This window comes from Sporosarcina sp. P20a, from assembly GCF_002743175.1.
In the GTDB taxonomy this organism is placed as follows: Bacteria; Bacillota; Bacilli; order Bacillales_A; family Planococcaceae; genus Sporosarcina.
This window is the reverse complement of sequence record NZ_PDYT01000001.1, coordinates 96,914-122,466: the sequence shown is the minus strand read 5'-3', so window position 1 is coordinate 122,466 and position 25,553 is coordinate 96,914. Positions and strand designations below refer to the sequence as shown.

The following is a 25,553-nucleotide window of genomic DNA, read 5'->3' as shown; positions in this document are numbered from 1 at the left end:
AATTGATTATAGAAATTGAAAAACAAGCGCAAAAGGCTAGGATGAATTGATTTTTGGTAGCTAATTTAATAGCAAAATTTAATACTTCAGTTCTTTTTTCTCTTTTATTTTCTGAATAAGATAATGTAAGGCAAATTGAACAGAACGTTTACGATTTGTATTACGAGAACCTGAAAGCTGAAGCTTATAAGATGTTGTCTTCATACCTTCTGTTGCAATCCCGATCCAAACTGTACCGGGTGGCTGACCATCATGAGGTTCAGGACCTGCAGCTCCTGTCAGACTAACACCAAATGTTGTAGAAAATCTCTCCCTAACGCTTTCAGCCATCGCTTCGGCACACTCTGCACTGACAATCCCATGGTAATCAAGCAATGACGATAAGATACCTAATTGCTCGATTTTCATTTCTTTATTGTATACTACAAGACCGCCCTTTAGTGCATTACCAATTCCCGCTTCTGAACCAAGTTCCGCCATAAACATTCCGGTAGTTAAACTTTCTGCTGCCGAAATAGTCCAGTCATTTTGAAGCAATAATTCAGTCGTTTTGGAAGCCAGCGTATCTTCATCTACACCATAAATAAACTCCCCTACAATTGAACGGATTTCCTGTTCCACAGGTAATATTAACTTCTGAGCATCTTCTTCCGTTTTGGCTTTTGCGGTAATACGCAACTTCACCATACCAGGTGAAGCAAGTGGTGCAATTGTAGGGTTTGTTTGCTTCTCAAGAATGGACTGGATACGCACTTCCAATTCTGATTCGCCAATTCCTTGCAACTTCAAGACCTTGGAAGTGATTACATCTTGTTTTCCGTATACACCAAGCAAGTATGGAATCGCTTCTTGTTCAAACATGGGCTCCATTTCATGAGGAGGGCCCGGTAGTAAAATATACTGTTTACCATTCTTGCCTATCGCTATACCAGGGGCCATACCATTTCGATTTGGCAATACCGTAGATCCTTTTAAAACAAGTGCTTGCTGTTTATTATTCTCCGTCATTACTTTTCCGACTTGAGTAAAATAATCTTCGATGGTTTTCATCGCATCATCGTCAGATACAAGCTCACAACCTAATTCATGTGCAATAGTTTGCTTTGTTAGGTCATCTTTAGTCGGCCCCAGACCGCCACTAAAGATAAGGATATCTGCACGTTTCTGAGCCAGTTGAATGGTTTGTGACAAGCGTGTAGGATTATCTCCCACAACCGTATGGCAATATACATCAATTCCAGCTTCAGCCAATCTAGCAGATATGAACCGCGCGTTGGTATTCGTGATTTGTCCCAATAAAAGTTCAGATCCTACCGCAATTATTTCTGCTTTCATGAATACACTTCACTCCTCACATTGACTCGACTAAAATTTTACGATTTTTAACGAAGTAATCGACACCTGACCATACTGTAAACACTAATGCGATGTACAACATGATTGTTCCGAATGGAATACCAATCGCCTCAAAGAAAATATTATGCAATAAAAGAAATGAGATCGCTAGTAGTTGCGCAACTGTTTTAATTTTACCTAACTGGTTCGCTGCTACTACTTCACCGCCACCTGCTAAAATCAAACGTAAACCTGTCACGGCAAATTCTCTACTAATAATGACGATGACGATCCATGCAGGAGCTGTCCCCATTTCCACTAATAAAATAAAAGCAGCTGAGACTAGTAATTTATCTGCTAACGGATCCAAAAACTTACCCATATTGGTCACTAAGTTGTTTTTTCTAGCTAAGTATCCATCTAGCCAGTCAGTTGTCGAAGCAATGATGAAGATAATCGCGCCCACCAAATGTTCAACAGGCATTTCTACTCCACCTAGTTGAATCATTCCCCATCCAAAGTCCACTGCAAGAAACAGGATGAAAATAGGGATCATAAATACTCTTGAGAGTGTAATTTTATTTGGTAAATTCATTACATGTCCGCCTTTCTAACGGTAAAATCTACTTATAAAGAATAAAATAGTCACCTTTTGAGATGACTATTTTTCTATGGTTTTTTTAACACAATGTTTTGTGGTATGAGATTTGTTGGATAATCTACACGCTGTCCATTGACAGTTAATTCCGCATTTTCGTAATTCCCAACTCGGATTCTCAAACTTTCCACATCATTCGCTTCAATTTCAATTGTTTCGCCTTCTTGTACTACACGAGCACCACCTGGATCAGGCATCCGTTCTTTGCCATCTTGATCCGTTACTGAAATCCAAGATGCACCCGTAGTCTTGACAACGACTTTGATCTTGTCAGGATCAGACAATTTGAATGTAGATGTTTCACCATCAGTAGAAGCGTGTTCAAATGGTTGCTTGGGCTTCTCAACACCTGCCGAATCCTGTTGTGGGTCAGTTACTACTGATGAACCGGGTTCCGATAATTCATCGTCTATAGCCGGTCTTGTTGCTTTGTCTCTTAGCAAAGTATAAACAATAACTAAAATCAGAATGATAAATAGTGCAACAATTATTTTCGGCATTGCTTCTCTTAATTGGTTACTCTGCTTTGAACCCATACTACGTTGCATAGTCGCCGGCACAACTTTTTCCTGTTTTTCTTGTACTCCTGGTTCATACACATCTTGATAAAGACTCAATACTTCATCCGCATCCAAGTCAACTGCTTCTGCATACTGTTTAATAAAAACACGAACGTAGAAAGCACCAGGAATAACTTGAAATTCTTCATTTTCAATTGCTGACAGATAACGTTGTTGAATTTTCGTACTGTCTTGCAAATCCTCTAGCGTCAATCCTTTTGAAATCCTCGCTTCTTTTAAACGAGCACCTATTCCGATCAAATTCAACACCCACCCTAACTCATTTCAATCAATTAAACATATTAAAGCCACCCATAGGGTTACGGTTGGAAATTGGATCATTCTTTTCTAAAATGTCATAATTGATTTCTTGATCCACAGTTGTCCGTAACTCTATGATGATATCAAAATCTTCAATTGTATATTCAGATTGCTTAACAAACATATCCGGATGCTCGACCACTTTAATTGTCGGCAAGCCCATGATTTCACGTACTAATTGCATATGACGTTCGTCAGAGGTTTTTCTTGTCACGATCCCATCAAGTATAAAGATGTTATCGTCTGAGAATTCATCCCCCATCATACTCGTTCTAATCGTTTGTTTAATCATTGTGGAAGACAAAAACACCCATTTTTTATTGGCACAAACACTTGCCGCAACTACGGATTCTGTTTTGCCTACCCGGGGCATCCCGCGGACACCAATTAGCTTATGACCATCTTGTTTGAAAATCTCTGCTAAAAAATCCACTAAGATTCCCAGCTCACTTCTTATAAACTGATAGGTTCTTCGGTCATCGGTACCGCGCTGAATATAATGTCCATGACGAACGGCCAATACATCACGTAGTTTAGGTTCTCTGATCTTGTGGATGACAATTGCATCCATCGTAGAAGCAATCAACTCGAAACGTTTAATTTGCTGATCGTGATCAGTGTGAACGAGCATACCACGGTATCTTCCATCCACCCCATTGATGGTCACAATATCTACTCGCAACATACCAAGTAAGGAAGCAATATCCCCTAGCAACCCAGGCCGATTGACTTGCAACTCATATTCGACATACCATTCTCCCATTCAACACACTCCTTCATAAAACTACTTTTTCCAGAATGCACAAGTATGCACTTAGTTCTATAATAGCGGATAGCCAAAGCGAATAAAAGAAAAAAAGAAAAGGACAACAGGCATTGTCCTTTTCCAAAGGCTTTAAATATACCAGCCACCATTAATTTGAATTATTTCACCTGTCATATAATCTGCTTTGCCACTTAGCATAAATTCGACCATATTCGCTATTTCCTGCGGTGTCCCGACTGACAAAAGTGGTATTTGTTCAAGTACCATCTGACGCTCCTCCGCAGAAAATTCCTGATTCATTCGGGTGTCAATCCAACCTGGCGCAATAGCATTGACCCGTATACCAGAATAAGCTGATTCCTTTGCATATGCTTTGACGAAGGCATGTTGGGCACCTTTGACTGCAGAATACATGACTTCACCTGCAGCCCCCGCACTGCCCCATATTGAGCCGATAAATAGTATATAGGAGACATCTTGCTTGCGTAGTTTTTCGGATAATAGTGCGATTAAACGAGCTGGATTCTGCATATGGACTTGCCATAATTCCGACATTTCCAATTCGCTTGTATCGGATAACAGTTTCACAACTGCTTGACCGTTGGCTACAACAATTGCTTGAACGCTTTGAATGCTAGCCGCTAATTTTTCTGCTGCTTGCTCCACTCTAAAGTCAGCATGCACACTACGGAATTGCTGGTTGGGATACGTCTCTTCTAACTCTGAACGCAATAGATCAAGCTGGTTTTTGTTTGCATTATAATGTAAATACAAAGACCATCCCGCTTCTGCCAGTTGTTTACAGATCACTTCCCCAATTCCGCCGGAGGCCCCTAACACGAGTGCAAAACGCGTCATACTCATTGTGTCTTCGGTGGCATTACTTTGAAGATTGTATAGCTACTGTCATCGGAGAACGTTGCAAATGCTTCTTTTAATTTATCCATCGATAAGTTTTCCAAAGTCGGTACGACATCGAATAAATTCATATCGTTAAATTCATATCGTGTATATTGATTAGCGATAAATTCAATGGAATTCAATGAACGCATAAATTGACCAATTTTCTTTCTACGCATTCTATCCAAATCTTCGTCTTGTACTGGCCAATTTGTTTTTGCATCTTTAATCGTATGACGAATCAGTTCTTCCAAGCGCTCGGGCTCATCTGTATCGGAACCAACCATGGCAAAACCATAGCCTTCTTCCATGGAGAATTCATATGAAAATGATTCATCAACTAAACCTTCCGCGTTCGCTTTTTCATAAAATGCAGACGTGCGACCAAATAGACTATCTAATACGAGGTTTGCCGACAATTCCGTTTCAAGCATTTCTTGGCCCTGTAGATTTGTCTCGGTACACTTCATACCAATATTCAATTTCGGTTTCGAAACATCCATCGTCAATGTACGTTCGGGCACATCCACCCCTTTTGATTCGGACGGGAATTGGCGTTCGATCGCCTCAGGTTTATCGAATGATTTCTGTGCTTGATCTTCTTTAACAAACGCCATCATTTCCTCCGGCTTCACCGCTCCTACGATAAACAGCAACATATTAGACGGGTGATAGAACGTCTCATAACATGTATATAAGTGTTCAGCTGTAATGTCCTGGATAGACTCAACAGTACCCGCAATGTCGATTTTCACTGGGTGGTTTTCATAGAGGTTTTCAATTGTACCGAAATATAATCGCCAATCCGGCTGGTCATCATACATGGTGATTTCCTGTGCAATGATGCCTTTTTCTTTATCGACAGTTTGCTTCGTGAAATATGGTTGTTGAACGAAGTCGAGTAATACTTTTGTATTTTCTTTTAGTTTATTGGTTGCGGAAAATAGATAGGCCGTTCTACCAAATGTTGTATAAGCATTTGCGGAGGCACCATTTAAACTAAACTTCTGAAAAACATCTCCATCTTCTTTTTCAAACATTTTATGCTCAAGAAAATGGGCAATACCATCAGGCACTGTGATGAATTCATCTTTGCCATGCGGTTTGAACGTACGATCAATGGACCCATATTTCGTTGTAAACGTTACAAATGTTTTAGAGAATCCACGTTTTGGTAAAATAACAACCTTCAATCCGTTATCCAGTGTTTCAGTATAAATTTTCTCTTGTAGTTGATCAAAAGTTACTTCTTTCATTTCGAAACATCCTCCTTACCTGACAGCAAATATACAATTTCCAATTGAATTGTATTCGCCATATCTTTTATATCATCCAATGTGACCGATTCCCACTTCTCGATTAATCGCTCAGCAGTGAAGTTCTCGTCTAACTCTTTATATTGATCATAAATCTCAATCTGACTTCGGGCTGAATCGTTTGCACTTAAGATACTATTTTCTAGAAGTGCAATCGTCTGACTTAACTCGACTTCTGTACTCTCACCATTTTGTAGTGCTGTCAGTTGCTCGAGAATTAGTTTGACGGCTTTCTCTTCTAAATCCGCATCAATACCTGCTGTGACGTAGACGATACCGTAATGCGATGCAAATGCACTATTTGCATAGTAAGCCATACTTTCCTTTTCCCTTACATTCATGAATAGTTTACTGTGAGCGAATCCACCAAAAACACCGTTTGTTATTTGCATCTTATGGTAATCAGGATGATGGAATGATACGGGTGTATGGAATCCTAGATGAAGTTTACCTTGTTTCATGTCTTGTTTTTCTCTAACCGTATTCACAGAATCTGACACTTTTACATCGGGTAATTCATTTTGTTTCGCTGCATCTCTAGCTGCAAACGGCAGGAACTGCTTAATTTGCTCAATGATTTCCTTTTCGTCTACATCCCCTACTACATAAATATCAATCAAATCATTATTGATCATATCTTCGTATGTAGCATAAAGACTTTCATTAGTAATTCCAGACACCGCAGCTTCTGTGCCATAAGCCGAGATTGACGCCGGATGATCAGGTCTCATGATTTCAAGCATGCGCTTCTGAGCGAAACGTGTTTTGTCGTCATAAATAGATCGAATCCGATCACGAACATTACGTTTTTCCCTTTCTGTTACATCTGGATCAAATGCATTGTCCGTTACATTTGGATCAAAGACTACAGAACGGATTAATTGCCATAACTGTTTAAAGATATCTTCACCTGCAAAAAATTCATCGTTTACACATTCCGTATAAAGTGAAACCATGTGTTGTGAGCTTCTTTTCGAAACGTCCGTAAATAATACTGTGCCGTATAACTCATCAAGTGCTTTGCGCATTGAACTTAATGTTGGATACTGCTTCGTTGAATCCTCCATCACATTTGCCAATACCGTACGTTCAGAAGCTTTCTTCTGATCCAATGGTGCTTTCCACTTAATTGTCACATTAACTGTTTTGAACTGTTCCGTTTTACGTATATACAAATGTACGCCATCTTGTAATTTTGTTTTATTGAACATACAAACACCTCGTTTACCTTATTATATGTATTCCTAGTCTCACTATACATTTAAGCCTGCCATTTGGAAAATGATACAACTCTTTCTAGTGCTGAGAGCGCCGTTTAACCTCGACAGGCACTGATGGACTTAAAATAAAGGCATATTTACCTTTACTTTCCACTTGGAAGCGACAATTTGGTACTAGTTAATCTTAAAAATTCTAGCAAAACTAGAAAAGCTACCTGAAGAGTATGTGTCTCCAGATAGCTTTTATCACTTTTATCTATTTCCTTTAATGTAAGGTTTACCAAGTGCTTTTGGTGCTTTCGCTTTTCCAAGGAATCCAGCTAGAGCCAGTATAGTTAAAACGTAAGGGAATATATGGAAATAAACTGCTGGAATATCTGCTAGGAAATTAATACTAGAAGAACTAATTGCTAGCGCCTGCGCAAATCCGAAGAATAACGCAGCTCCCATAGCACCCAGTGGGTGCCATTTCCCAAAGATCATCGCTGCTAGGGCCATGAATCCTTGCCCATTAATTGTCGCATGCCCGAAATCATTCGTGATAGTCTGAGAATAAACTGCTCCACCAATACCGGCCAATCCACCAGAAATCAGAACAGCAATATAGCGGATTCTTGTTACTTTGATTCCCATCGTATCTGCCGCCATCGGATGTTCGCCCACCGAGCGAAGACGTAGACCAAATGGCGTCTTGTAAATAACAAACCATGCGATGAACGCAACGGCAATCGCCATAATAGAAGAGCCATAAACTAACTTAAAGAACATAGGGCCGATAATTGGAATATCTTCCAAAAACGGTACGTTGAATCTTGGGATTTTTTGTTGAATGAAATCGGTTTGACCTTTACCAAAAATCATTTTTACTGAGAATAATGCAATAGCTAGTCCTAACATGTTAATTGCAACACCTGAAACTACTTGATCCGCTCGGAACGAGATAGACGCTACAGCATGAAGTGTTGCAAACAAAGCCGAAACGAGCATTGCTACAATTAACGCAATCCAAGGTGTCCACGCACCAAAGGTATCCGCGAAAAATAGGTTGAACAAAATACCAATGAATGCCCCCATAATCATAAGGCCTTCCAATCCGATATTGATGACTCCGGATCGTTCAGAGAACACACCGCCAATTGCTGTAAAAATAAGAGGAGCTGCAGAAGCAATTGTTATAGGTATGATGAAATATAAAACATCTAACATGTCACTTCGCCTCCTTCTTATTACGCAAACGTATGAGTCCTACACGGATGATATATCCGCAGGCAACAAAGAAAATAACCAACGCTATAATGATTGAAACGATTTCTACCGGAATTCCTGCCTCATTTGGCATGTTATTCGCTCCATATTTCAATGAGCCAAATAACGTTGCACCGAAGATAACACCAAGTGGCGTATTCGCTCCAAGCAAGGCTACGGCAATACCATCAAAACCGATCCCTGTAAAGCCGCCCATGGAAGACATGTTACCAAATGTACCAAGTGCCTCCATCGCACCTCCAAGTCCAGCGAACGCACCAGAAATGACCATGGCAAGAACAATATTCTTATTAGCGCTCATCCCTGCATAGCGAGCTGCATGATCATTATACCCAACAGACTTCAATTCATATCCAGTCTTCGTTTTCTCTAATATGAACCACATGACAACCACCATTGCTAATGCTACGAAAATTCCGTAGTGCAATGTGGAGTAGTCCGTTAAATTAGATAAGAACTCTGACCGAAGCGAAGCCGATTCATGGATACGCTCTAATTTGAATCCACCACCGGATAGTGTTTTAATTAATGCATTTACTACGTGTAAGGCAATATAGTTCATCATAATGGTGACAATAACTTCGTGAACTTTCAATGTTGCTTTTAAAATACCCGGTACAAGTCCCCATAGTGCCCCTGCTACTGCAGCAGCTATGAGCGCGAAAGGTAAGTGAATGATTTTCGGAAGATCGAATGCCATTCCTACGTATGCGGCAGCAAACCAACCAACGATCAATTGTCCTTCTACACCAATATTGAAAAGTCCAGATCTAAATGCGAATGCTACTGCAAGACCTGCAAGTAAGTATGGACTGATTTGACGAATGGTTTCGCCGATTGCATAAGAATCACCAAAAATACCATTCCATAACGCTATATAGCCTGTGATTGGATTATAGTCACTGATCAACATCACGATCGCGCCTACCAAGAGTCCTAAAAAAATTGAAATCACTGGGACCAGTATATTGATCATTCTATTTGACATGATGTTCATCACCATCCTTCTCAGCAGCTAGTACTTTTTTCTCAGCAACATCTTTTGAATGGCCTGCCATCATTAACCCTAGTGCTTGTTCGGTTGTTTCTTGAGGGATTACCGTACCTACAATAGTTCCATCATAAATAACCGCGATTTTATCTGAGACGTTCATGACTTCATCCAATTCAAACGTAATGAGTAAAACTGCTTTTCCACTGTCACGTTGTTCAATCAGACGGCGATGAATAAACTCAATTGCCCCAACGTCCAAACCACGTGTAGGTAATGCGGCAATCAGTAAATCCGGATTTCTCATAATTTCCCGTCCGATGATCAGCTTTTGCTGATTCCCTCCGGATAACGCTCTCGCTAATTCGTGTGTACCTTGTGTTCTAACATCGTATTCTTTAATTAATTCTCCCGCTTTTTCATTGATCACTTTATAATTCATGATTCCACCTTTGGATAATGGTTCATGATAATACGATTGCAACGCGGTATTATACGCCACTGAAAAATCTAATATAAGTCCATGCTTGTGGCGGTCTTGTGGAATATGTCCAATCCCGGTTTCAGTAATTTTTCGTGGTTTTTTATTTGTAACATCTTCGTTATTGATGAATATCTTACCGCTCTTCACTTTAGTCAAGCCAGTGATTGCTTCGATTAATTCAGATTGACCGTTACCATCTATGCCGGCAATCCCCACTATTTCACCACGTCGGACAGAGAGATTAAGGCCTTTTAATTTAGCAACACCTCGGTAGTCATTCACTTGTAGATTTTCTATCTTCAATACTTCTTCAGTTGGATTAGATGGGCCTTTTTCCGTTTTAAATGTTACTTGACGTCCTACCATCAACGTCGCCAACTCTTCGGGATTTGTTTTCGATGTGATAACAGTACCGATTCCTTTACCTTTGCGGATGACAGTTACTTTGTCTGAGACGTTCATAATTTCAGCCAATTTATGGGTGATCAAGATGATTGATTTTCCTTCTGCAACGAGTTTTTTCATAATATTCATCAATTCATCAATTTCCTGAGGAGTTAATGATGCGGTCGGTTCATCAAATATTAGGATATCTGCTCCACGATAAAGCGTCTTCAGAATTTCGACACGTTGTTGCATACCTACAGAAATATCTTCTATTTTGGCGTACGGATCAACATCCAGCCCATACATCTTTGAAATTTCAGCAACTTTTTTCGCAGAATCCTTAATGTTGATAATGCCTGATTTAGTTGGCTCACTACCTAAAATAATATTCTCGGTAACCGTTAAATTCTCCACCAACATAAAGTGCTGATGCACCATCCCAATTCCTAGATCATTTGCTACGTTCGGATCAGTGATTGCTACCTTTTCACCATGGACACGAATTTCGCCACCATCCGGTTGATACAAACCAAATAATACGTTCATTAAGGTAGATTTTCCAGCACCGTTTTCACCTAGCAATGCGTGAATCTCGCCTTTCTCCAGTTGTAATGTAATATGATCATTCGCATAGAAATTTCCGAACTTTTTTGAAACATCTAGCATCTCAATTACATAATCCATCCCAATCACTTCCTTGCCCATAATTGAATTCAATAACTTTAAGCAGCACAACTCTTATCTTTAATAATACGTGATAAAGCCTCTATATGAAAAGTTGAAAGCTTTACTATTTCTTAATAAGTAGCCTGCAAATACTATTTAGTATATTTTATTATTAATCTTAGAAATTAATAAAATAAAAGTTCCAGAACAAACACCAAGGAACCTTTATTTTATTAACTTAATGAAATGAAGGCCGGATATGAAACCGGCCTCCATCTGTTTTATGACCTTATTTCTTCTTTTCTACAAACTCAGGTACTTCAATTTCGCCATTTGCAATTTTTTGTGCATGTTCATCAATTTGATCCAATACATCTTGTGGAATTGCGCCACGTGAATCAGCTAGACCTAAACCATCATCTTGAAGGCCATATACTTTTGTTTCCCCACCAGGGAAGTTTCCAGCCATTGAAAGATCAGCAATGTCTTTAACTGCTACGTCAACACGCTTCAACATAGAAGTTAGAGTAATGTTGTCATCTCCAACTTTACCTTCTTCATACTGGTCGGAGTCTACACCAATTACCCAAACGTATGCATCTTTATCTGCTTGCTTACGCTCTTTTGCTTCTGAGAAAACACCGTTACCTGTTCCGCCTGCAGCGTGGAAGATAATATCTACGCCCGAAGAGTACATACGGCCTGCCTCAGCTTTACCAAGTTCCGCTTTATCAAACGCACCTACATATTTTGAATCCACTTTGATTTCAGGCTTAACTGCTTTAACGCCTTCAAGGAATCCAGCTTCGAAGCGTTCGATTACAGGATTGTCCATACCGCCGATAAAACCAATCTTATCTGATTTTGTCATTAATCCAGCTGCTACTCCAGCTAAGTATCCGCCTTCTTGTTCTTTAAAGAGGATGCTAGCTACGTTTGGAGCATCTACTTCACCATCAATAATAGAGAATTGAGTATCTTTTTGTTGCGCTGCAATATCTTCAATTGCATCTTCCATCAAAAAACCTACTCCGTAAATTAAGTTGAAATCACGACGAGCCAAGTTGTTTAGATTAGTTGTATAATCTTCTGGACCAGTTGACTGAAGGTAATCGAATCCACCAGTCCCCTTTTCCCATCCTTGATCTTCCCCGAATTCTTTAACGCCTTTCCATGCAGATTGGTTGAATGATTTATCATCAATTCCTCCAACGTCAGTTACCATAGCAACTGAGAATTCGTTTTTCTCACCGCTACCACCTGTTGCCGGCTTTTCACCCTCGTCGTTTTTGCCCTTATCGTCAGAGCCACATGCTGCTAACATCGTACCTGCGGCTAACACTAAAGACATTGCTAGACCAAACTTTCTTTTTTTCATCAATAATGACCTCCCCTGGCTATTTTTGGTATTATGTCAGGACGCTATACGTCTTATACCCCGATCAACACTACTTTTTACCTAAAAATTCGTTCAAAAAATAATCATTCTTATTAGATTACTTGAAATTCTGTTGCATTACACGTTATGTTATTCATTATACCAGTGGTTGTACTGCATTGTATGATAGCGCTTTCCGTTCCGCCAAATATAGAACGTCACACTCTAACTCAATAGCCTGGAATGATAATTTCCTTCTACCTTCACTATAACATTTACTTAGGTAGAAGGAAATATCTAGCCAAAATCACGAATAACTTTGACTTATCAAAATAAAGACGAACGAATCCTTACATTTCCAGCTCTGACTTAGTGAGTAGTACGTGTCTTGGCTTACTGCCCTCAGGCGGTCCAACGACTCCCCGCGCTTCCATTTGATCCACTATACGTGCAGCTCTTGCATAACCAACTCGGAAACGACGCTGAATCATTGAAACAGAAGCAGTTTGCATATCGACTACCATCTGTACCGCTTCATCATATAAATCATCGGTTTCTTCATGTGGTGCTAACACTTCTACTTCAGTCGGAATCATTTCTTCTTGATATTGAGCTTTTTGCTGTTCGATCACGAAATTCACTACCGCTTCTACCTCTTCATCTGAGACAAATGCGCCTTGAATACGCGTAGGTTTTGAAGCACCAGCTGGCAGGAATAACATATCTCCTCGCCCCAGTAACTTCTCCGCACCGCCACCGTCCAGAATAGTTCTCGAGTCGATCGCTGAAGATACAGCAAATGCAATTCGGGAAGGGATATTAGCCTTGATGATACCCGTGATCACATCAACACTTGGACGCTGAGTAGCGATGATTAAATGAATTCCCGCTGCTCTTGCCATCTGTGCGAGACGTGTGATGGAGTCTTCTACGTCACTTGACGCCACCATCATTAAGTCTGCCAGCTCATCCACTATGACAACTATATATGGCATGCGCGGATGTTTCTCATCGTGATCTTCATTCCATTGTTCAATATGGTTATTATACCCTTCGATGTTTCGCGTGCCGGTATGGGAGAATAACTCATATCTACGTTCCATCTCGGACACAACACGTTGCAATGCTTGCGCTGCTTTTCTCGGATCCGTGACAACAGGCGCCAACAAATGTGGAATGCCATTGAAAACGTTCAACTCTACCATTTTGGGATCGATCATCATCATTTTCACTTCATGTGGCTTCGCCCGCATGATAATACTCATAATGATGCCGTTGACACAAACACTTTTACCGCTACCTGTAGCACCTGCAATTAATACGTGAGGCATTTTATTGAGTTCCGTCATCATGGCTTGTCCCGTCACATCACGTCCTAAACCTACTAGTAACTTGGACTTGGGAGGACTATTCTCCTTAGATTCGAGCACTTCACGTAAACTTACCATTGCTACTGCAGTGTTCGGTACTTCGATTCCCACTGCTGATTTACCAGGGATTGGCGCTTCAATACGAATACCACTAGCTGCCAATGCCAAGGCAATATCGTCCGCTAGACTAACAATGCGACTTACTTTCACACCCGTATCAGGCAGGATTTCATATTTAGTGACGGCTGGTCCTAAATGAACTTGTGTTACCCGTGCCTTGACTCCAAAGCTTAGGAACGTTTTCTCTAGTTTTTTGGCGTTCGCTTGAATTAAATCATATTCTCCAGACTGATCACTTGCTACAGGTGGTTCCAAAAGATTGACGGATGGCAAAATATACGATTCGTTTTCTTGTTCTCCACCCATTACTGGATAATCAACTGCAGGGTCTTTAGGATCAAGAGTTGTGTCCTCTTTAACTTTCGACTGCTTTTGTTGTACCATCTCTGGTTGTGCAGCCTGTTCGATTTTCGCCGTGAAGCTAGAGATAATCGGTTCACTTGCCGGTTCCGGATATTCTTGTACTACTTCCGTTTCAGGTGTCTTTACCGGCTTAGGCTTATTCTTTCTATTGCTTCGCGCACTTTCTTTACGTTTTTCTTCAGGTGACTTAACCGATTTCTTTTCCCTCGCTGCCCACTTCTTCTTTATATCATTCACAAAGATCGGTGTTTGCTCTACTAGAAACGGAATCAAGGCCTTTCCTGTCAGCAAGATGATACCAATGAGCAGTAACAGCACACCAGCCACTGTAGCGCCTGATGAATCTACTAATGAGTAAAACATTGCGAACAGTACAGCGCCCAGCATACCGCCACCCAGCGTCCCTGTTTGGTCATGTATGCCATCATTAGTGATCAGAACCTTCCATGTCTCCTTAAGTGCAGAATTGGACATCAGAACTTTACTTTCGTACAATGTCTGAAATAAATGAACATGACTGAACAACAGCATACTACCTAAAATGAATAAACAACCGATGACGATTCGGTGCTTATATCCGCCAATTTGTCTTTTGATCATGAAAATCAACGCTTGTACAATAATCAAAAATGGCAATGCAACATACCAGTTACCTAATAAAAATCGAGAAAAAGCCGATAAACCTTGGCCAATAATGCCAAATTCAAAGATCATGATTATTGCGATACCAATTAAGACGACACCTAAAATTTCAAACCAGAGCGGTTGCATTTGACTTTGCTGTTTTTTCTGTTGTCTTTTCTTGGCTGGCGCTCTTTTTTTAGCACGTTTCTTCGCCATTTGCTAACCCCCTTTCTGAAAAAAAGATTTCCAGCCGTAAAGGCATGGAAATCCAGTTGTTCTTTAATTCGTCAACAAACAGTATGGATCAGTATTCCATGATGATTGGGATAATCATTGGGCGACGTTTTGTTTGCTGATATAAATACGAACTCAATGTCTCACGGATCTCTTGTTTAATGTTTGTCCATTCAAACGTTTCTTTATTCACATACTTCTCGACAATTTTAGTGATCAGTTTTGTCGCTTCTTCAAATAATTCCTCTGATTCGCGCACATAGACGAAGCCTCTAGAGACGACTTCCGGTCCTGCAGCAATACGTTTTTGCTTTCTGTTCAACGTTACAACGACTGTAAAGATTCCGTCTTGCGATAACAACTTGCGATCACGCAACACGATGTTTCCTACATCGCCTACACCAATACCATCGATCAAAACGTTACCAGCCTGTACTCTGCCTGCCATACGAAGCTTCTCATTCTTAAATTCAACAATATCACCTTTATCCGCAATGAAGATTCGGTTTTTAGGGAGACCAATTTCTTGAGCGAGCTTAGAATGTGCAATCAGCATACGATATTCCCCTTGAATCGGAATAAAGTATTTAGGTTGCATTAAGTTTAACATCATTTTTAAATCTTCAGCAGAACCGTGACCGGAAACGTGTACATTTCGTGTGGACGTTAGTACAGTCGCTCCAGCCTTTGCTAGCTCATTCATCATTTTGTACATGGAAGTTTCCATTACAGGTGATGGCGTAAATGTAATCAATACTGTATCTGAACTTTTGATATTAATTTCTCTATGATGTTTACGGACGATTTTCTCTAAGGCTTCTAGTGGCTCACCTTGGTTACCCGTTACAATAATCACGATATCCTGATCATCATAGCGCTCCATGTCTTTTACTGGAATTACTACATCTTCTTCCACTTGTAAATAGCCTAGTTTTAACCCAACTTCAAAGTAGCTCTCCAAACTTTTACCAACAACCGCAACTTTCTTTTTCTGTGCCGCTGCCTGGTCTAGTACTTGCTGAATTCGAATGAAGTTTGATGCATACAAAGCTACTAGAATTCTTCCTTGCGCTTCATGGAATGTTTTGAATAGACGTTTTTCGATTACAGACTCAGACGTCGTATACCCCGGACGTTCTGCTTCTGTAGAATCGGACATCAAGATAAAGACACCCTCTTCACCAAGTGTAGCCATTTTCGCAAAATCAGGGCGATATTTGCCTTTCGCTGCTTGGTCAAATTTAAACTCTCCTGTATTAACGATGGCACCTTCACTTGTATGGAAGACAATTCCTAAAGAATCCGGAATACTGTGCGTCGTGTAAAAGAATGTCACATGCGTGCGCTTGAAGTTCATCCGACTTTTGCTTGTCACTTCAAAGAAGCGGACATTAGATGGTGCCGGCATTTTCTTCAAATGTTCTTTCGCTAACGCTAATGTCAACTTTGTACCGTAGACAGGAGCTTGTACTTTCTGTAATAAATAAGCGATAGATCCTATTGCATCTTCATGACCATGGGTTAAGAAGATTCCTTTGATCCGATCTTTATTTTCTTCCAGATACGTCATATCAGGTATTACAAAGTCAATACCTAGCATTTCCGTTTCTGGGAACATTAATCCTGAATCCATAACAAATAGTTCATCGTCGACTTCAACGACATACATAGACTTTCCAATTTCCCCTACTCCACCCAGTGGAATCACTCTAATTAATTCATTTTGTATTTTCGTCACATTGTTTCCTCCTATAATCTATTCCCGCCCACAACGACTAAACACCATTATACGAGATAGTAGGCGTTCAGTACAAACAAAAAAAGCCGGAATGGTCGTCCGGCTTTTGTTTATTACAGAATCCGTGTTCTTTTTTCAAATTTTTCAAGCACTTCATCGATTATCGCGGCTTCACTTTCGTTCATTTCTATAAGTGGTAAACGAACGCCACCCGTTGGTACACCTGCTTTTCCTAGCGCGTATTTCACAGGCACAGGATTCGGCTTCGAGAACAACGCTTTGAATACCGGTAATAATGAACGATGGAGGTCAGCGGCTTCTTTTATATTGCCGTTTTGGAACGCTTGAATCATTTTTTGCATTTCATTGCCTACTACATGTGCAGAAACTGAAATAATTCCTCTACCGCCAATTGCAAGCAACGGCAAAGTCAGTCCGTCGTCTCCACTGTATACTTCAAAATCATCAGCAGTTCCTTCAATGATTTCTGCCATCTGCTCCAAATTTCCACTTGCTTCTTTGACTGCTTTAATATTATCTATTTTCGATAATGCAATAACCGTTTCCGGAAGCAAGTTGACAATGGAACGACTTGGAATATTATATAGCAATACAGGCAATGCCGTAACATTAGCAATTTTAGAAAAGTGTGCATACATTCCTTTTTGGTCTGGCTTATTATAGTAAGGTGTCACCAGCATAATTCCGTCAGCCCCTGATAGCTCAGCAGCCTTAGTCAGCTCTATAGATTCGGTAGTATTGTTTGTCCCCGTACCTGCTATCACCGGAATACGCTTATTCACAACCTTTATTACAAAGTCCAGTAATTCCTTCTTCTCTGTAATGGTAAGCGTTGGTGATTCACCAGTCGTACCACTGACGATGACAGAATCTGTCCCATTTGCAATTAAATGCTCAAGTAAGATCGCTGTTTGGGCGTAATCAATCGTGCCATCAGGAGAAAAAGGGGTGACCATTGCTGTCCCTACATTTCCAAGTTGCACATAGATCATTCCTTTACGTTATCATTCATAAATCTACCTACAAAATTTATTTAATAAGAGCCTCGGCGATTTGCACAGAGTTCAATGCAGCACCTTTTAATAAGTTATCGGAGACAATCCAAAGATGGAATCCTTTTGGGTTATCCAAGTCTTTACGAATTCTTCCTACAAATACTTCATCTTTATCTTCTGCATAAAGCGGCATTGGATATAGTTGTGAAGCAGGATCGTCCTGCAAGACGATTCCTGGGGCATTTTCCATCAATGACTGTATATCTTTAACCGTAACGTTATCTTGATCAATTTCAATATAGACGGATTCTGAATGTCCGGATACAACCGGTAATCTGACACAAGTGGCTGCTACCGCCATGTTTTGATCGCCGAATATTTTCTTCGTTTCATTGATCATTTTCAGTTCTTCCAATGTATAGCCCGATTCATCAAATGAATCAATCTGTGGGATCGCGTTGAACGCAATCGGATAATGACGCTTTGCAGAAGCGGATGGTAATACCCTTGCCTCAATTTCACTCCGATCCGTGAATTGCTTGCTTTGTTCTGCTAGTTCTTCAATCGCTTCCACACCAGCACCTGAGACTGCCTGGTAAGTAGATACAATTAGCTTGTTAAGTCCATATTGATCTTTAATAGGCTTCAGTGCTGCTACCATCTGAATTGTAGAACAGTTTGGATTGGCAATGATTCCTGAATGGTTTTTCAACTCTTGTGGATTTACTTCTGGGACAACGAGTGGTGTATTGGGGTCCATGCGGAATGCACTTGTGTTATCAATTACAACCGCCCCGCTTTTCACTGCGTCTTGTGCAAACTTCTCAGAGATATTCCCACCTGCACTAAAGAATGCAATGTCGATACCTTCAAAAGCTTCCGGTGTTGTTTCTTGTACAATGTACGTTTTTCCACCCGCTTTGATTTCGTTGCCCGCAGAACGTTTAGATGCAAGTAGCTTAATAGAAGTGGCAGGGAAATTACGTTCCACCAATTTCTCAAGTATTTTTGTTCCTACAGCTCCGGTCGCGCCGACAATTGCAACATTAACATTCTTCATCTATATCTTCCTTTCAATTATTAACAAGCAATATTAAGGACAGATGGTTATGTCCTTGTCTCGTTAATTGTTATTGAACGAATTATAACATATTTTGCAGAATTTAAAAATCTATTTTCATGCATTGTTATGAATGATTAGTAACGGCTGCAATTGCTTGCTTTCTATTGCGGATGCAACAGTAGCGGGTAGTAATGAGAAATCCGATATTAAAGAGTTCGGTTTTTTTATGCAATCGTCTTGACCAAACGGAATAAAAAAGACATGTTTCATATTCAATAACTTCATGAGATTCATTCCATTAAGCCCTAATGCGTCATTTGTAGAAATACCGAGTACTACTGGTTTACCATTACGCAATGTGGCTTTGGCTGCCATCAAAACAGGTGAGTCAGTAGCGGCATTAGCGAACCTACTCATGGAGTTACCTGTGAGCGGTGAAATCACCATGCAGTCTAGTGGATTGGATGGACCAAATGGTTCGGCTTCGACAATACTTGCCACTACCTTCTCGCCAGTCGCCTCTTCTATTCGTTTAATCCACTCTTCACCTGTACCAAAACGCGTTGCAGCATGAAGAACTGAATGTGTAATGATTGGAACGACAATCGCTCCTTCCTTTTGCAACGAAGCAATCATCGGAAGCAATTGGTCATATGTGCAGTGCGAAGCAGTGATGCCTAATCCGATTCGTTTTCCTTTGAGCATTTAGTTCCCCTTTCATCTATACTTATTCTCAAAATCGCGTCAACCAATACAGCTGCCGCATCCTCGGGAAAGTGCTTCCCGGGCAATTTGAGGTGTATCGTATAGTATTCAGAGGAATCGGAATGCTTTAGGCACCCCGGTGCTGAAGAGACATCGAAAACATGAACAGCACCACTTTGATTTAAATCGAGCCACGGAGCAGGAATAGTGTTTAGTAAGTAGCCGCGTGTGAATTGTGTCGTTTCATTGAGCCGCAGTGTGTTATATCCTAAGATCCCTGCTTCCGCTAGTTGCTCATTAGCACGCGCAGCTATTGTGATAGTAGCCTGTAGTTGTTTTAATATATAGGCAAGTGCTTTTCCTACTCTGCCAAATCCTGCGATGTAAAAATGCTTACCCGCAATCTGTCGTTTAGTTTGTTCATAAAAAACATGAACGAACGCTTCTGCAGTTAATTGAGCATTTCTCCAAATGAATTGTTCATTTTCCAAATAATTCGTATGCGAAATACCTTTATCCGCAAGCTCTTGTCTCCATTCCGCTGAAGTATTACCGGAATAGACAGAAGAGCCTTCTTTCAAATAGTCGACGGGTATGCTTTGTTCCATTAACAATAAAGGAAGTAGAAGATGATCAGGCTTTATATCAATCAGGGTTTGCTTTAACTGTTCATTAAACGTATCAGAATTTATATATTTACTATCAATCCCTAATTCTACTAAAAGTTCATTGGCAATACGCAAACGTTGATCGGTCCCTACTACAAGCCATTTAGTCATACCCTTCCACTTCCTTTCTGTTTAGTTCATGTGTTTTGCCAAATAATATTCGGTCTTCCCCGACCAGCACAATCTCATGCCATGGAATATATTCAATAATATCCTGGTCTTTTTGCCGAAAAAGTGTTTTCCCTAGCTTTTTCCGAATTTCAAATCCAATGATTGCTCCTGATTTGCGGTCGAACAGCAAATCAGTTTCTGCCAAGAAGCCATACCTCATGCCCTCTTCTACTTGAATCAGCTCTTTTTGTGCTAGTTCTGATAATCGCATGGAAGTCCTCCCTCATATAAGATCTCTTTCATCATATGTATGGGAGGTGGGAAGTCGACTAGTTCTGCAATTTTTTTAATTGCTGAATATTTGATTTAGGCGCGATTATCGATATCGCTCGATCACTTGCCAACATTTGCTGTCCAAGTCGATAAACACTTCGTTTTTCAACATTCTCAATGTGTTCGACCACTTCATCTATAGTTTGGTGTTTACCAAGCACTAATTCATTACGGCCGTTTCTGTACATCCGGGATTCAGAGCCTTCCAAACCAAGCACAAAACTGCCTTTAAGTTGTTCTTTGGCATTTCGCAATTCTTTATCTGTTAGACCGTCATGAAGTACTTCTGCGATGACCTGGTCGATTGTACGATACGTCTCTTGAAAGTTTTCAGGAGAGGTGCCACAATATATTACAAAGGAGCCAGCGTTTTCATACGCAGCATAATACGTGTAGACCGAATAGGCTAATCCGCGGTTTTCTCGAACTTCCTGAAACAACCTAGAAGACATCGTTCCGCCAAGGATACTATCAAATAAGCTTAACTCATAAATCTTATCGTGTGTTGAAGGCAAGGAAGGGTAACCAAAGCATACATGGGCTTGTTCAATATCTTTTGCTTTGATGATTTGTTGTGCCGTAAAGTTCGGTACACTTTCATCTAGTATCGAAACAGAGGATTGTTCTTTACCTTGATAGCTTCCAAAGTTTGCTTCTATCAGCTTGATCAAACGTTCATCATAGTTTCCTGCAATCGAAATTACCAAGTTTTCCGGACGATAGTGTTTCACCATGAATTCCTCGACCATTTCTTTCGTAAATGACTTGATTGTTTCAATTCGTCCTCCTACTGGCTTTCCAATTGCATCTTCCGGGAACATTCCAGCCCATAACCTTTCATCTACATCTTCATCCGGCATGTCTTCAACAGAAGATATTTCATCCAGAATGACAGATTTCTCTTTTTCCATCTCTTCTTCTTTGAACTGGGAATGGAAAAACATATCGGATAAAACTGTCAATGCGTATGAGGCATGATGACTTAAAACAGTAGTGTAATAACAGGTCATTTCTTTAGAAGTAAAGGCATTCAAATCGCCTCCAATCTGATCGAATTGTTCAGCAATCATTCGAGCACTTCGTGTATCCGTTCCCTTAAACAGCATGTGTTCAATAAAGTGAGCGATACCCTCTTGCTCTTTTGTTTCATTAGCTGAACCTGCATGCACCCAGATACCAATCGCTACGGACTGTAAATGGGGCATCTTTTCATGGATAATACGTACACCATTTGAACAATTATATTTTTGAATCATAGACTTCACTCCTTATATAAAGTACAAAAAGCCTTCTTCGCCGCAACTTGTGCAGGAAGAGGCTTTTTTGACGTATTGATTACTCTTTGCTAGCTTGTTCTTGTGTTGGTTCTTGTTTTTGCTCTTTTTCTTTTTCTTCTAGAATGACTACTTTTCGTGAAAGATTTACCCGACCTTGTCTGTCGATTTCAATTACTTTTACAAATAGCTCATCATCTAATTTTAATACATCTTCCACTTCTTTCGTACGTGCTTCCTGAATTTCAGAAATATGAAGCAAGCCATCTTTGCCAGGGAAGATTTCCAAGAATGCGCCAAACTTCTCAATACGCTTAACCTTTGCCAAGTAGTACTCGCCTACTTTTGCTTCACGTACGATATTTTCAATCATTTTCTTGGCTTTTTCATTCATTTCAGAGTTTGGTGACGCGATATATATCGTTCCGTCTTGCTCTGTATCGATTTTCACTTGAGTTTCTTCGATAATTTTATTAATTACTTTTCCACCAGGTCCAATTACATCACGAATCTTGTCCGGTTTAATATGGATGACGATAATCTTTGGAGCGTACTCAGATAATTCTTCACGTGTTGAAGAAATTGTAGTCAACATATGATCTAGAATTTTGATACGACCAATTTTTGCTTGTGCAAGAGATTCTTCTAATATCTGACGAGATAATCCGTCGATTTTGATATCCATTTGAAGGGCAGTAATACCATTATTAGTACCTGCTACTTTAAAGTCCATATCACCTAAGTGATCTTCCATTCCTTGAATATCTGACAGAATAGAATAATCTTCATCTTTTTTGATCAATCCCATAGCAATTCCTGCTACTGGAGCTTTAAGTGGTACACCAGCGTCCATCATAGCCATTGTAGAGGCACAGATTGATGCTTGTGAAGAAGAACCATTAGACTCCAATACTTCTGCAACTAGACGCATTGTGTAAGGGAATTCCACTTCATTCGGAAGCATAGGCTGTAATGCCCGCTCTCCTAATGCACCATGACCAATTTCACGACGGCCTGGACCACGAATTGGGCCTGTTTCACCAACACTGAAGTTCGGGAAGTTATAATGATGCATGAAGCGCTTAGACTCATCTGAACCTAAACCATCAATGATTTGATTTTCACCAAGCGCACCTAGTGTACATACACTTAGCACTTGCGTTTGTCCACGTGTGAATAATGCAGAACCATGGGAGCGAGGTAGAAGTCCTGTTTCAGATGATAGTGGACGAATTTCGTCAAGACCACGGCCATCTGGACGAACTTTGTCGACTGTAATTAGACGACGTACTTCATCTTTCACCATTTGCTCTAGAACAGCTTTCACTTGCTTAATTGTAGCATCGTCAGCTTCAGCGTAATGCTCAAGAACCGAAGCTTTCACTTCGTTGATCGCTTCTTCACGTGCATGCTTTTCTTCAGTCTGGATTGCTACCATTAGTTCATTTTCACAACGATCTTTAACTTCTTTGCTGATGTCTGCATCCAGCTCGAATAATTCTATTTCAAACTTCGGTTTGCCGATTTCAACTATAATTTTCTCTTGGAATTCGACTAATTTTTTAATTTGATCGTGACCAAACATAATTGCTTCTAACATGATCTCTTCAGAAACTTCTTTAGCTCCTGCTTCTACCATGTTGATTGCATCTTTTGTTCCTGCAACGACTAAATCAATTTCTGATGTTTCAAGCTGACTCGGTGTAGGGTTGACGATGAATTCTCCATCGATACGACCTACTTGAACGCCTGCAATCGGACCATCAAATGGAATATCCGAGATGGATAAAGCCAAAGATGAACCGATCATTGCTGATATCTCAGATGAACAGTCTTGATCTACTGACATAACAAGTGAAATTACTTGTACATCGTTACGGAAGCCATCAGGGAATAAAGGTCTGATTGGACGGTCAATCAACCGGCTAGTCAGCACTGCATTTTCTGAAGGACGTCCTTCACGCTTGATAAATCCTCCAGGGATCTTACCAACCGAGTACATGCGTTCTTCATAATTCACTGTAAGTGGGAAGAAGTCTAGAGGTTTTGGTTTCTTGGAAGCTGTCACCGTGGAAAGTACTGTTGTTTCGCCATATCGAACGAGCACCGCACCGTTAGCTTGCTTTGCAAGTTGGCCGGCTTCGATTGTAAGCGTACGTCCAGCCCAATCGAGTGTATAAACTTTTTTCTGTTCTGACATTGTAGAACTCCTCTCTATTGTAAAACTGTATACATCTAGTATGTAATTAGTAATAGTGTATCAAAAGTGATACATGTATGCGAAATATTTCATCTTAATTCCATAGAAAAAAGCGGGCAAAGCCCGCTTCTCAGTCTTATTAACGGCGTAAGCCAAGTGATGCAATAAGATCACGGTAACGTTGAACGTTAGTTTCACGAAGATATCTCAATAGACGACGACGTGTACCAACCATTTTGTACAAACCACGACGTGAGTGGTGATCTTTCTTGTGAGTACGTAAGTGGCCGTTCAGGTTATTGATCTCTTCAGTAAGGATAGCAATCTGAACATCAGCAGATCCAGTATCATTTTCATGAGTCTTGAATTCGTTGATCAATTCAGCTTTGCGCTCTTGTGTAATAGCCATCCTTTTCACCTCCTAAATAAAAGTATCCCCGTCTCCCGAGCAAACGTTGGTGACTCGTGTTGCCAAGAAGAGGTTCGTGTATTGAACACTATTGTATCATATCACGGCATTATGTCAGTTGCAACAACCAACTAGTCGTTTAATAAGTCCTTTGCTGTTTGCTTGTCTTTAGCAATTTGTGTTTTTAATGCATCAAGTGAATCGAATTTTTGTTCAGAACGTATACGATACAACCATTCAATCGCCATTTTCTGTCCGTAGAGATCCATATTTACGTCCAGCAGATGCACCTCAGCTGTAGGAATCCGGTGTTCTGGATCATGGAATGTTGGCTTCACACCCATATTGCAGACACCTCGGTACCAAGTATCTCCGATCAGGCAACGTACGGCATATACACCATTGGCAGGAACTATATGTTCCTCAGCAGTTTGGATATTAGCTGTAGGGAAACCTAGCTGACGGCCCCGTTTCTCTCCATGTATCACTTCACCCAATGTACGGAATGGACGACCGAGAAGTACTGCTGCTGCTTCTACATCACCGTTAGATAACAGTCGCCGAATTTCCGTCGACGACACTTTGTTCTCCTGATCGAAGGTCACTTTAGAAATGACAGTTGTTCCATACTTACCCTCCGAAAGCTCTTGCATATCTTTCATCGTCCCAGAACCTTTCGAACCAAACGTAAAATCAAAGCCAGCAGTAACATGTTTGACCTCAAGCTCTTTGATAAAGATATCGATAAATCTTTGCGGTGAAAGACTAGCCAGTTCCCAATCAAAACTGACAATGAATAACGTATCCACACCAAGTGATTCGAGCACTCTGACTTTCTCTTCAATCGGTGTAATATATCCAACGTTTTTTCCTGAAAATAGCTGTGATGGATGGGGATCGAATGTCATGACAGCTGTCTCTATCGATAAATCATTTGCGGTTTTTTTCGCATTGCGAATGACTTCTTGATGTCCTTTATGTACACCGTCAAAAAATCCAATAGCTAAAGAAGATGCATGATGTTGTCGAATGTTTACCGAATCGGGATATCGTAATCTATAGATTTCCATTTCTATC

22 protein-coding genes are annotated in these 25,553 nt (G+C 40.4%); all 22 read right to left on the bottom strand.

Translation table 11 applies throughout. From position 1 onward, the window contains the following. Nucleotides 1–78: 78 nt before the first annotated feature. Complete coding sequence (locus CSV72_RS00605; RefSeq protein ID WP_099676682.1) at nt 79–1,335, bottom strand: competence/damage-inducible protein A; 1,257 nt, start codon at nt 1,333–1,335, stop codon at nt 79–81. A 16-nt stretch (nt 1,336–1,351) separates the two neighbouring features. Beyond that, the gene (gene pgsA / locus CSV72_RS00600; RefSeq protein ID WP_099676681.1) at nt 1,352–1,930 is read right to left on the bottom strand and encodes a CDP-diacylglycerol--glycerol-3-phosphate 3-phosphatidyltransferase; all 579 of its coding nucleotides are present in this window, start codon (nt 1,928–1,930) and stop codon (nt 1,352–1,354) included. Between the two features lie 74 nt (nt 1,931–2,004). After that, entirely contained in the window at nt 2,005–2,814 is an 810-nt protein-coding gene (locus CSV72_RS00595) for a helix-turn-helix domain-containing protein (RefSeq protein ID WP_158232103.1), read from the bottom strand. 28 nt (nt 2,815–2,842) lie between these two features. Next, nucleotides 2,843–3,637 carry a DUF3388 domain-containing protein gene (locus tag CSV72_RS00590; RefSeq protein WP_099676679.1) on the bottom strand — a complete coding sequence of 265 codons (795 nt, stop codon included), beginning with the start codon at nt 3,635–3,637 and terminating at the stop codon, nt 2,843–2,845. A gap of 132 nt (nt 3,638–3,769) precedes the next feature. Then, nucleotides 3,770–4,498, bottom strand: a complete 729-nt coding sequence (ymfI, locus tag CSV72_RS00585; protein ID WP_099676678.1) for an elongation factor P 5-aminopentanone reductase — start codon at nt 4,496–4,498, stop codon at nt 3,770–3,772. A 2-nt stretch (nt 4,499–4,500) separates the two neighbouring features. Then, entirely contained in the window at nt 4,501–5,796 is a 1,296-nt protein-coding gene (gene yfmH, locus CSV72_RS00580; RefSeq protein ID WP_099676677.1) for an EF-P 5-aminopentanol modification-associated protein YfmH, read from the bottom strand. After that, a complete protein-coding gene (gene yfmF, locus CSV72_RS00575; protein ID WP_099676676.1) occupies nt 5,793–7,067 on the bottom strand; it encodes an EF-P 5-aminopentanol modification-associated protein YfmF in 1,275 nt (424 codons plus the stop codon). The genes yfmH and yfmF overlap by 4 nt, the downstream gene beginning before the upstream one ends. A gap of 261 nt (nt 7,068–7,328) precedes the next feature. After that, nucleotides 7,329–8,282, bottom strand: a complete 954-nt coding sequence (locus tag CSV72_RS00570; protein ID WP_099676675.1) for an ABC transporter permease — start codon at nt 8,280–8,282, stop codon at nt 7,329–7,331. A gap of 1 nt (nt 8,283) precedes the next feature. Then, nucleotides 8,284–9,330, bottom strand: coding sequence for an ABC transporter permease (locus CSV72_RS00565; RefSeq protein ID WP_099677110.1), 1,047 nt, complete (start codon nt 9,328–9,330; stop codon nt 8,284–8,286). Beyond that, the gene (locus CSV72_RS00560; protein ID WP_099676674.1) at nt 9,320–10,888 is read right to left on the bottom strand and encodes an ABC transporter ATP-binding protein; all 1,569 of its coding nucleotides are present in this window, start codon (nt 10,886–10,888) and stop codon (nt 9,320–9,322) included. Before CSV72_RS00560 ends, CSV72_RS00565 begins: the two co-directional genes overlap by 11 nt. A gap of 271 nt (nt 10,889–11,159) precedes the next feature. Next, a complete protein-coding gene (locus CSV72_RS00555) occupies nt 11,160–12,248 on the bottom strand; it encodes a BMP family lipoprotein (protein ID WP_099676673.1) in 1,089 nt (362 codons plus the stop codon). 350 nt (nt 12,249–12,598) lie between these two features. Further along, nucleotides 12,599–14,941: a DNA translocase FtsK gene (locus tag CSV72_RS00550; protein WP_099676672.1), complete on the bottom strand. Its 2,343-nt coding sequence runs from the start codon at nt 14,939–14,941 to the stop codon at nt 12,599–12,601. A gap of 88 nt (nt 14,942–15,029) precedes the next feature. Continuing rightward, a complete protein-coding gene (locus CSV72_RS00545; RefSeq protein ID WP_099676671.1) occupies nt 15,030–16,697 on the bottom strand; it encodes a ribonuclease J in 1,668 nt (555 codons plus the stop codon). 113 nt (nt 16,698–16,810) lie between these two features. Continuing rightward, a complete protein-coding gene (gene dapA / locus CSV72_RS00540; protein WP_233191036.1) occupies nt 16,811–17,701 on the bottom strand; it encodes a 4-hydroxy-tetrahydrodipicolinate synthase in 891 nt (296 codons plus the stop codon). A gap of 46 nt (nt 17,702–17,747) precedes the next feature. Then, a complete protein-coding gene (gene asd, locus CSV72_RS00535; RefSeq protein WP_099676669.1) occupies nt 17,748–18,773 on the bottom strand; it encodes an aspartate-semialdehyde dehydrogenase in 1,026 nt (341 codons plus the stop codon). 117 nt (nt 18,774–18,890) lie between these two features. Continuing rightward, on the bottom strand, nt 18,891–19,481 hold the full coding sequence (locus tag CSV72_RS00530) for a dipicolinate synthase subunit B (RefSeq protein ID WP_099669361.1): 591 nt from the start codon (nt 19,479–19,481) through the stop codon (nt 18,891–18,893). Continuing rightward, complete coding sequence (locus CSV72_RS00525) at nt 19,454–20,260, bottom strand: hypothetical protein (RefSeq protein WP_099676668.1); 807 nt, start codon at nt 20,258–20,260, stop codon at nt 19,454–19,456. The genes CSV72_RS00530 and CSV72_RS00525 overlap by 28 nt, the downstream gene beginning before the upstream one ends. Continuing rightward, nucleotides 20,253–20,531, bottom strand: coding sequence for a YlmC/YmxH family sporulation protein (locus tag CSV72_RS00520; RefSeq protein ID WP_099633208.1), 279 nt, complete (start codon nt 20,529–20,531; stop codon nt 20,253–20,255). Before CSV72_RS00520 ends, CSV72_RS00525 begins: the two co-directional genes overlap by 8 nt. Before the next feature lie 58 nt (nt 20,532–20,589). Further along, complete coding sequence (locus CSV72_RS00515) at nt 20,590–21,849, bottom strand: M16 family metallopeptidase (protein WP_099633207.1); 1,260 nt, start codon at nt 21,847–21,849, stop codon at nt 20,590–20,592. A 79-nt stretch (nt 21,850–21,928) separates the two neighbouring features. Then, complete coding sequence (pnp, locus tag CSV72_RS00510; RefSeq protein WP_099676667.1) at nt 21,929–24,067, bottom strand: polyribonucleotide nucleotidyltransferase; 2,139 nt, start codon at nt 24,065–24,067, stop codon at nt 21,929–21,931. Between the two features lie 139 nt (nt 24,068–24,206). After that, on the bottom strand, nt 24,207–24,476 hold the full coding sequence (gene rpsO / locus CSV72_RS00505) for a 30S ribosomal protein S15 (protein ID WP_029053162.1): 270 nt from the start codon (nt 24,474–24,476) through the stop codon (nt 24,207–24,209). Between the two features lie 131 nt (nt 24,477–24,607). Beyond that, nucleotides 24,608–25,546, bottom strand: coding sequence for a riboflavin biosynthesis protein RibF (gene ribF / locus CSV72_RS00500; RefSeq protein ID WP_099676666.1), 939 nt, complete (start codon nt 25,544–25,546; stop codon nt 24,608–24,610). Between the last annotated feature and the right edge of the window lie 7 nt (nt 25,547–25,553).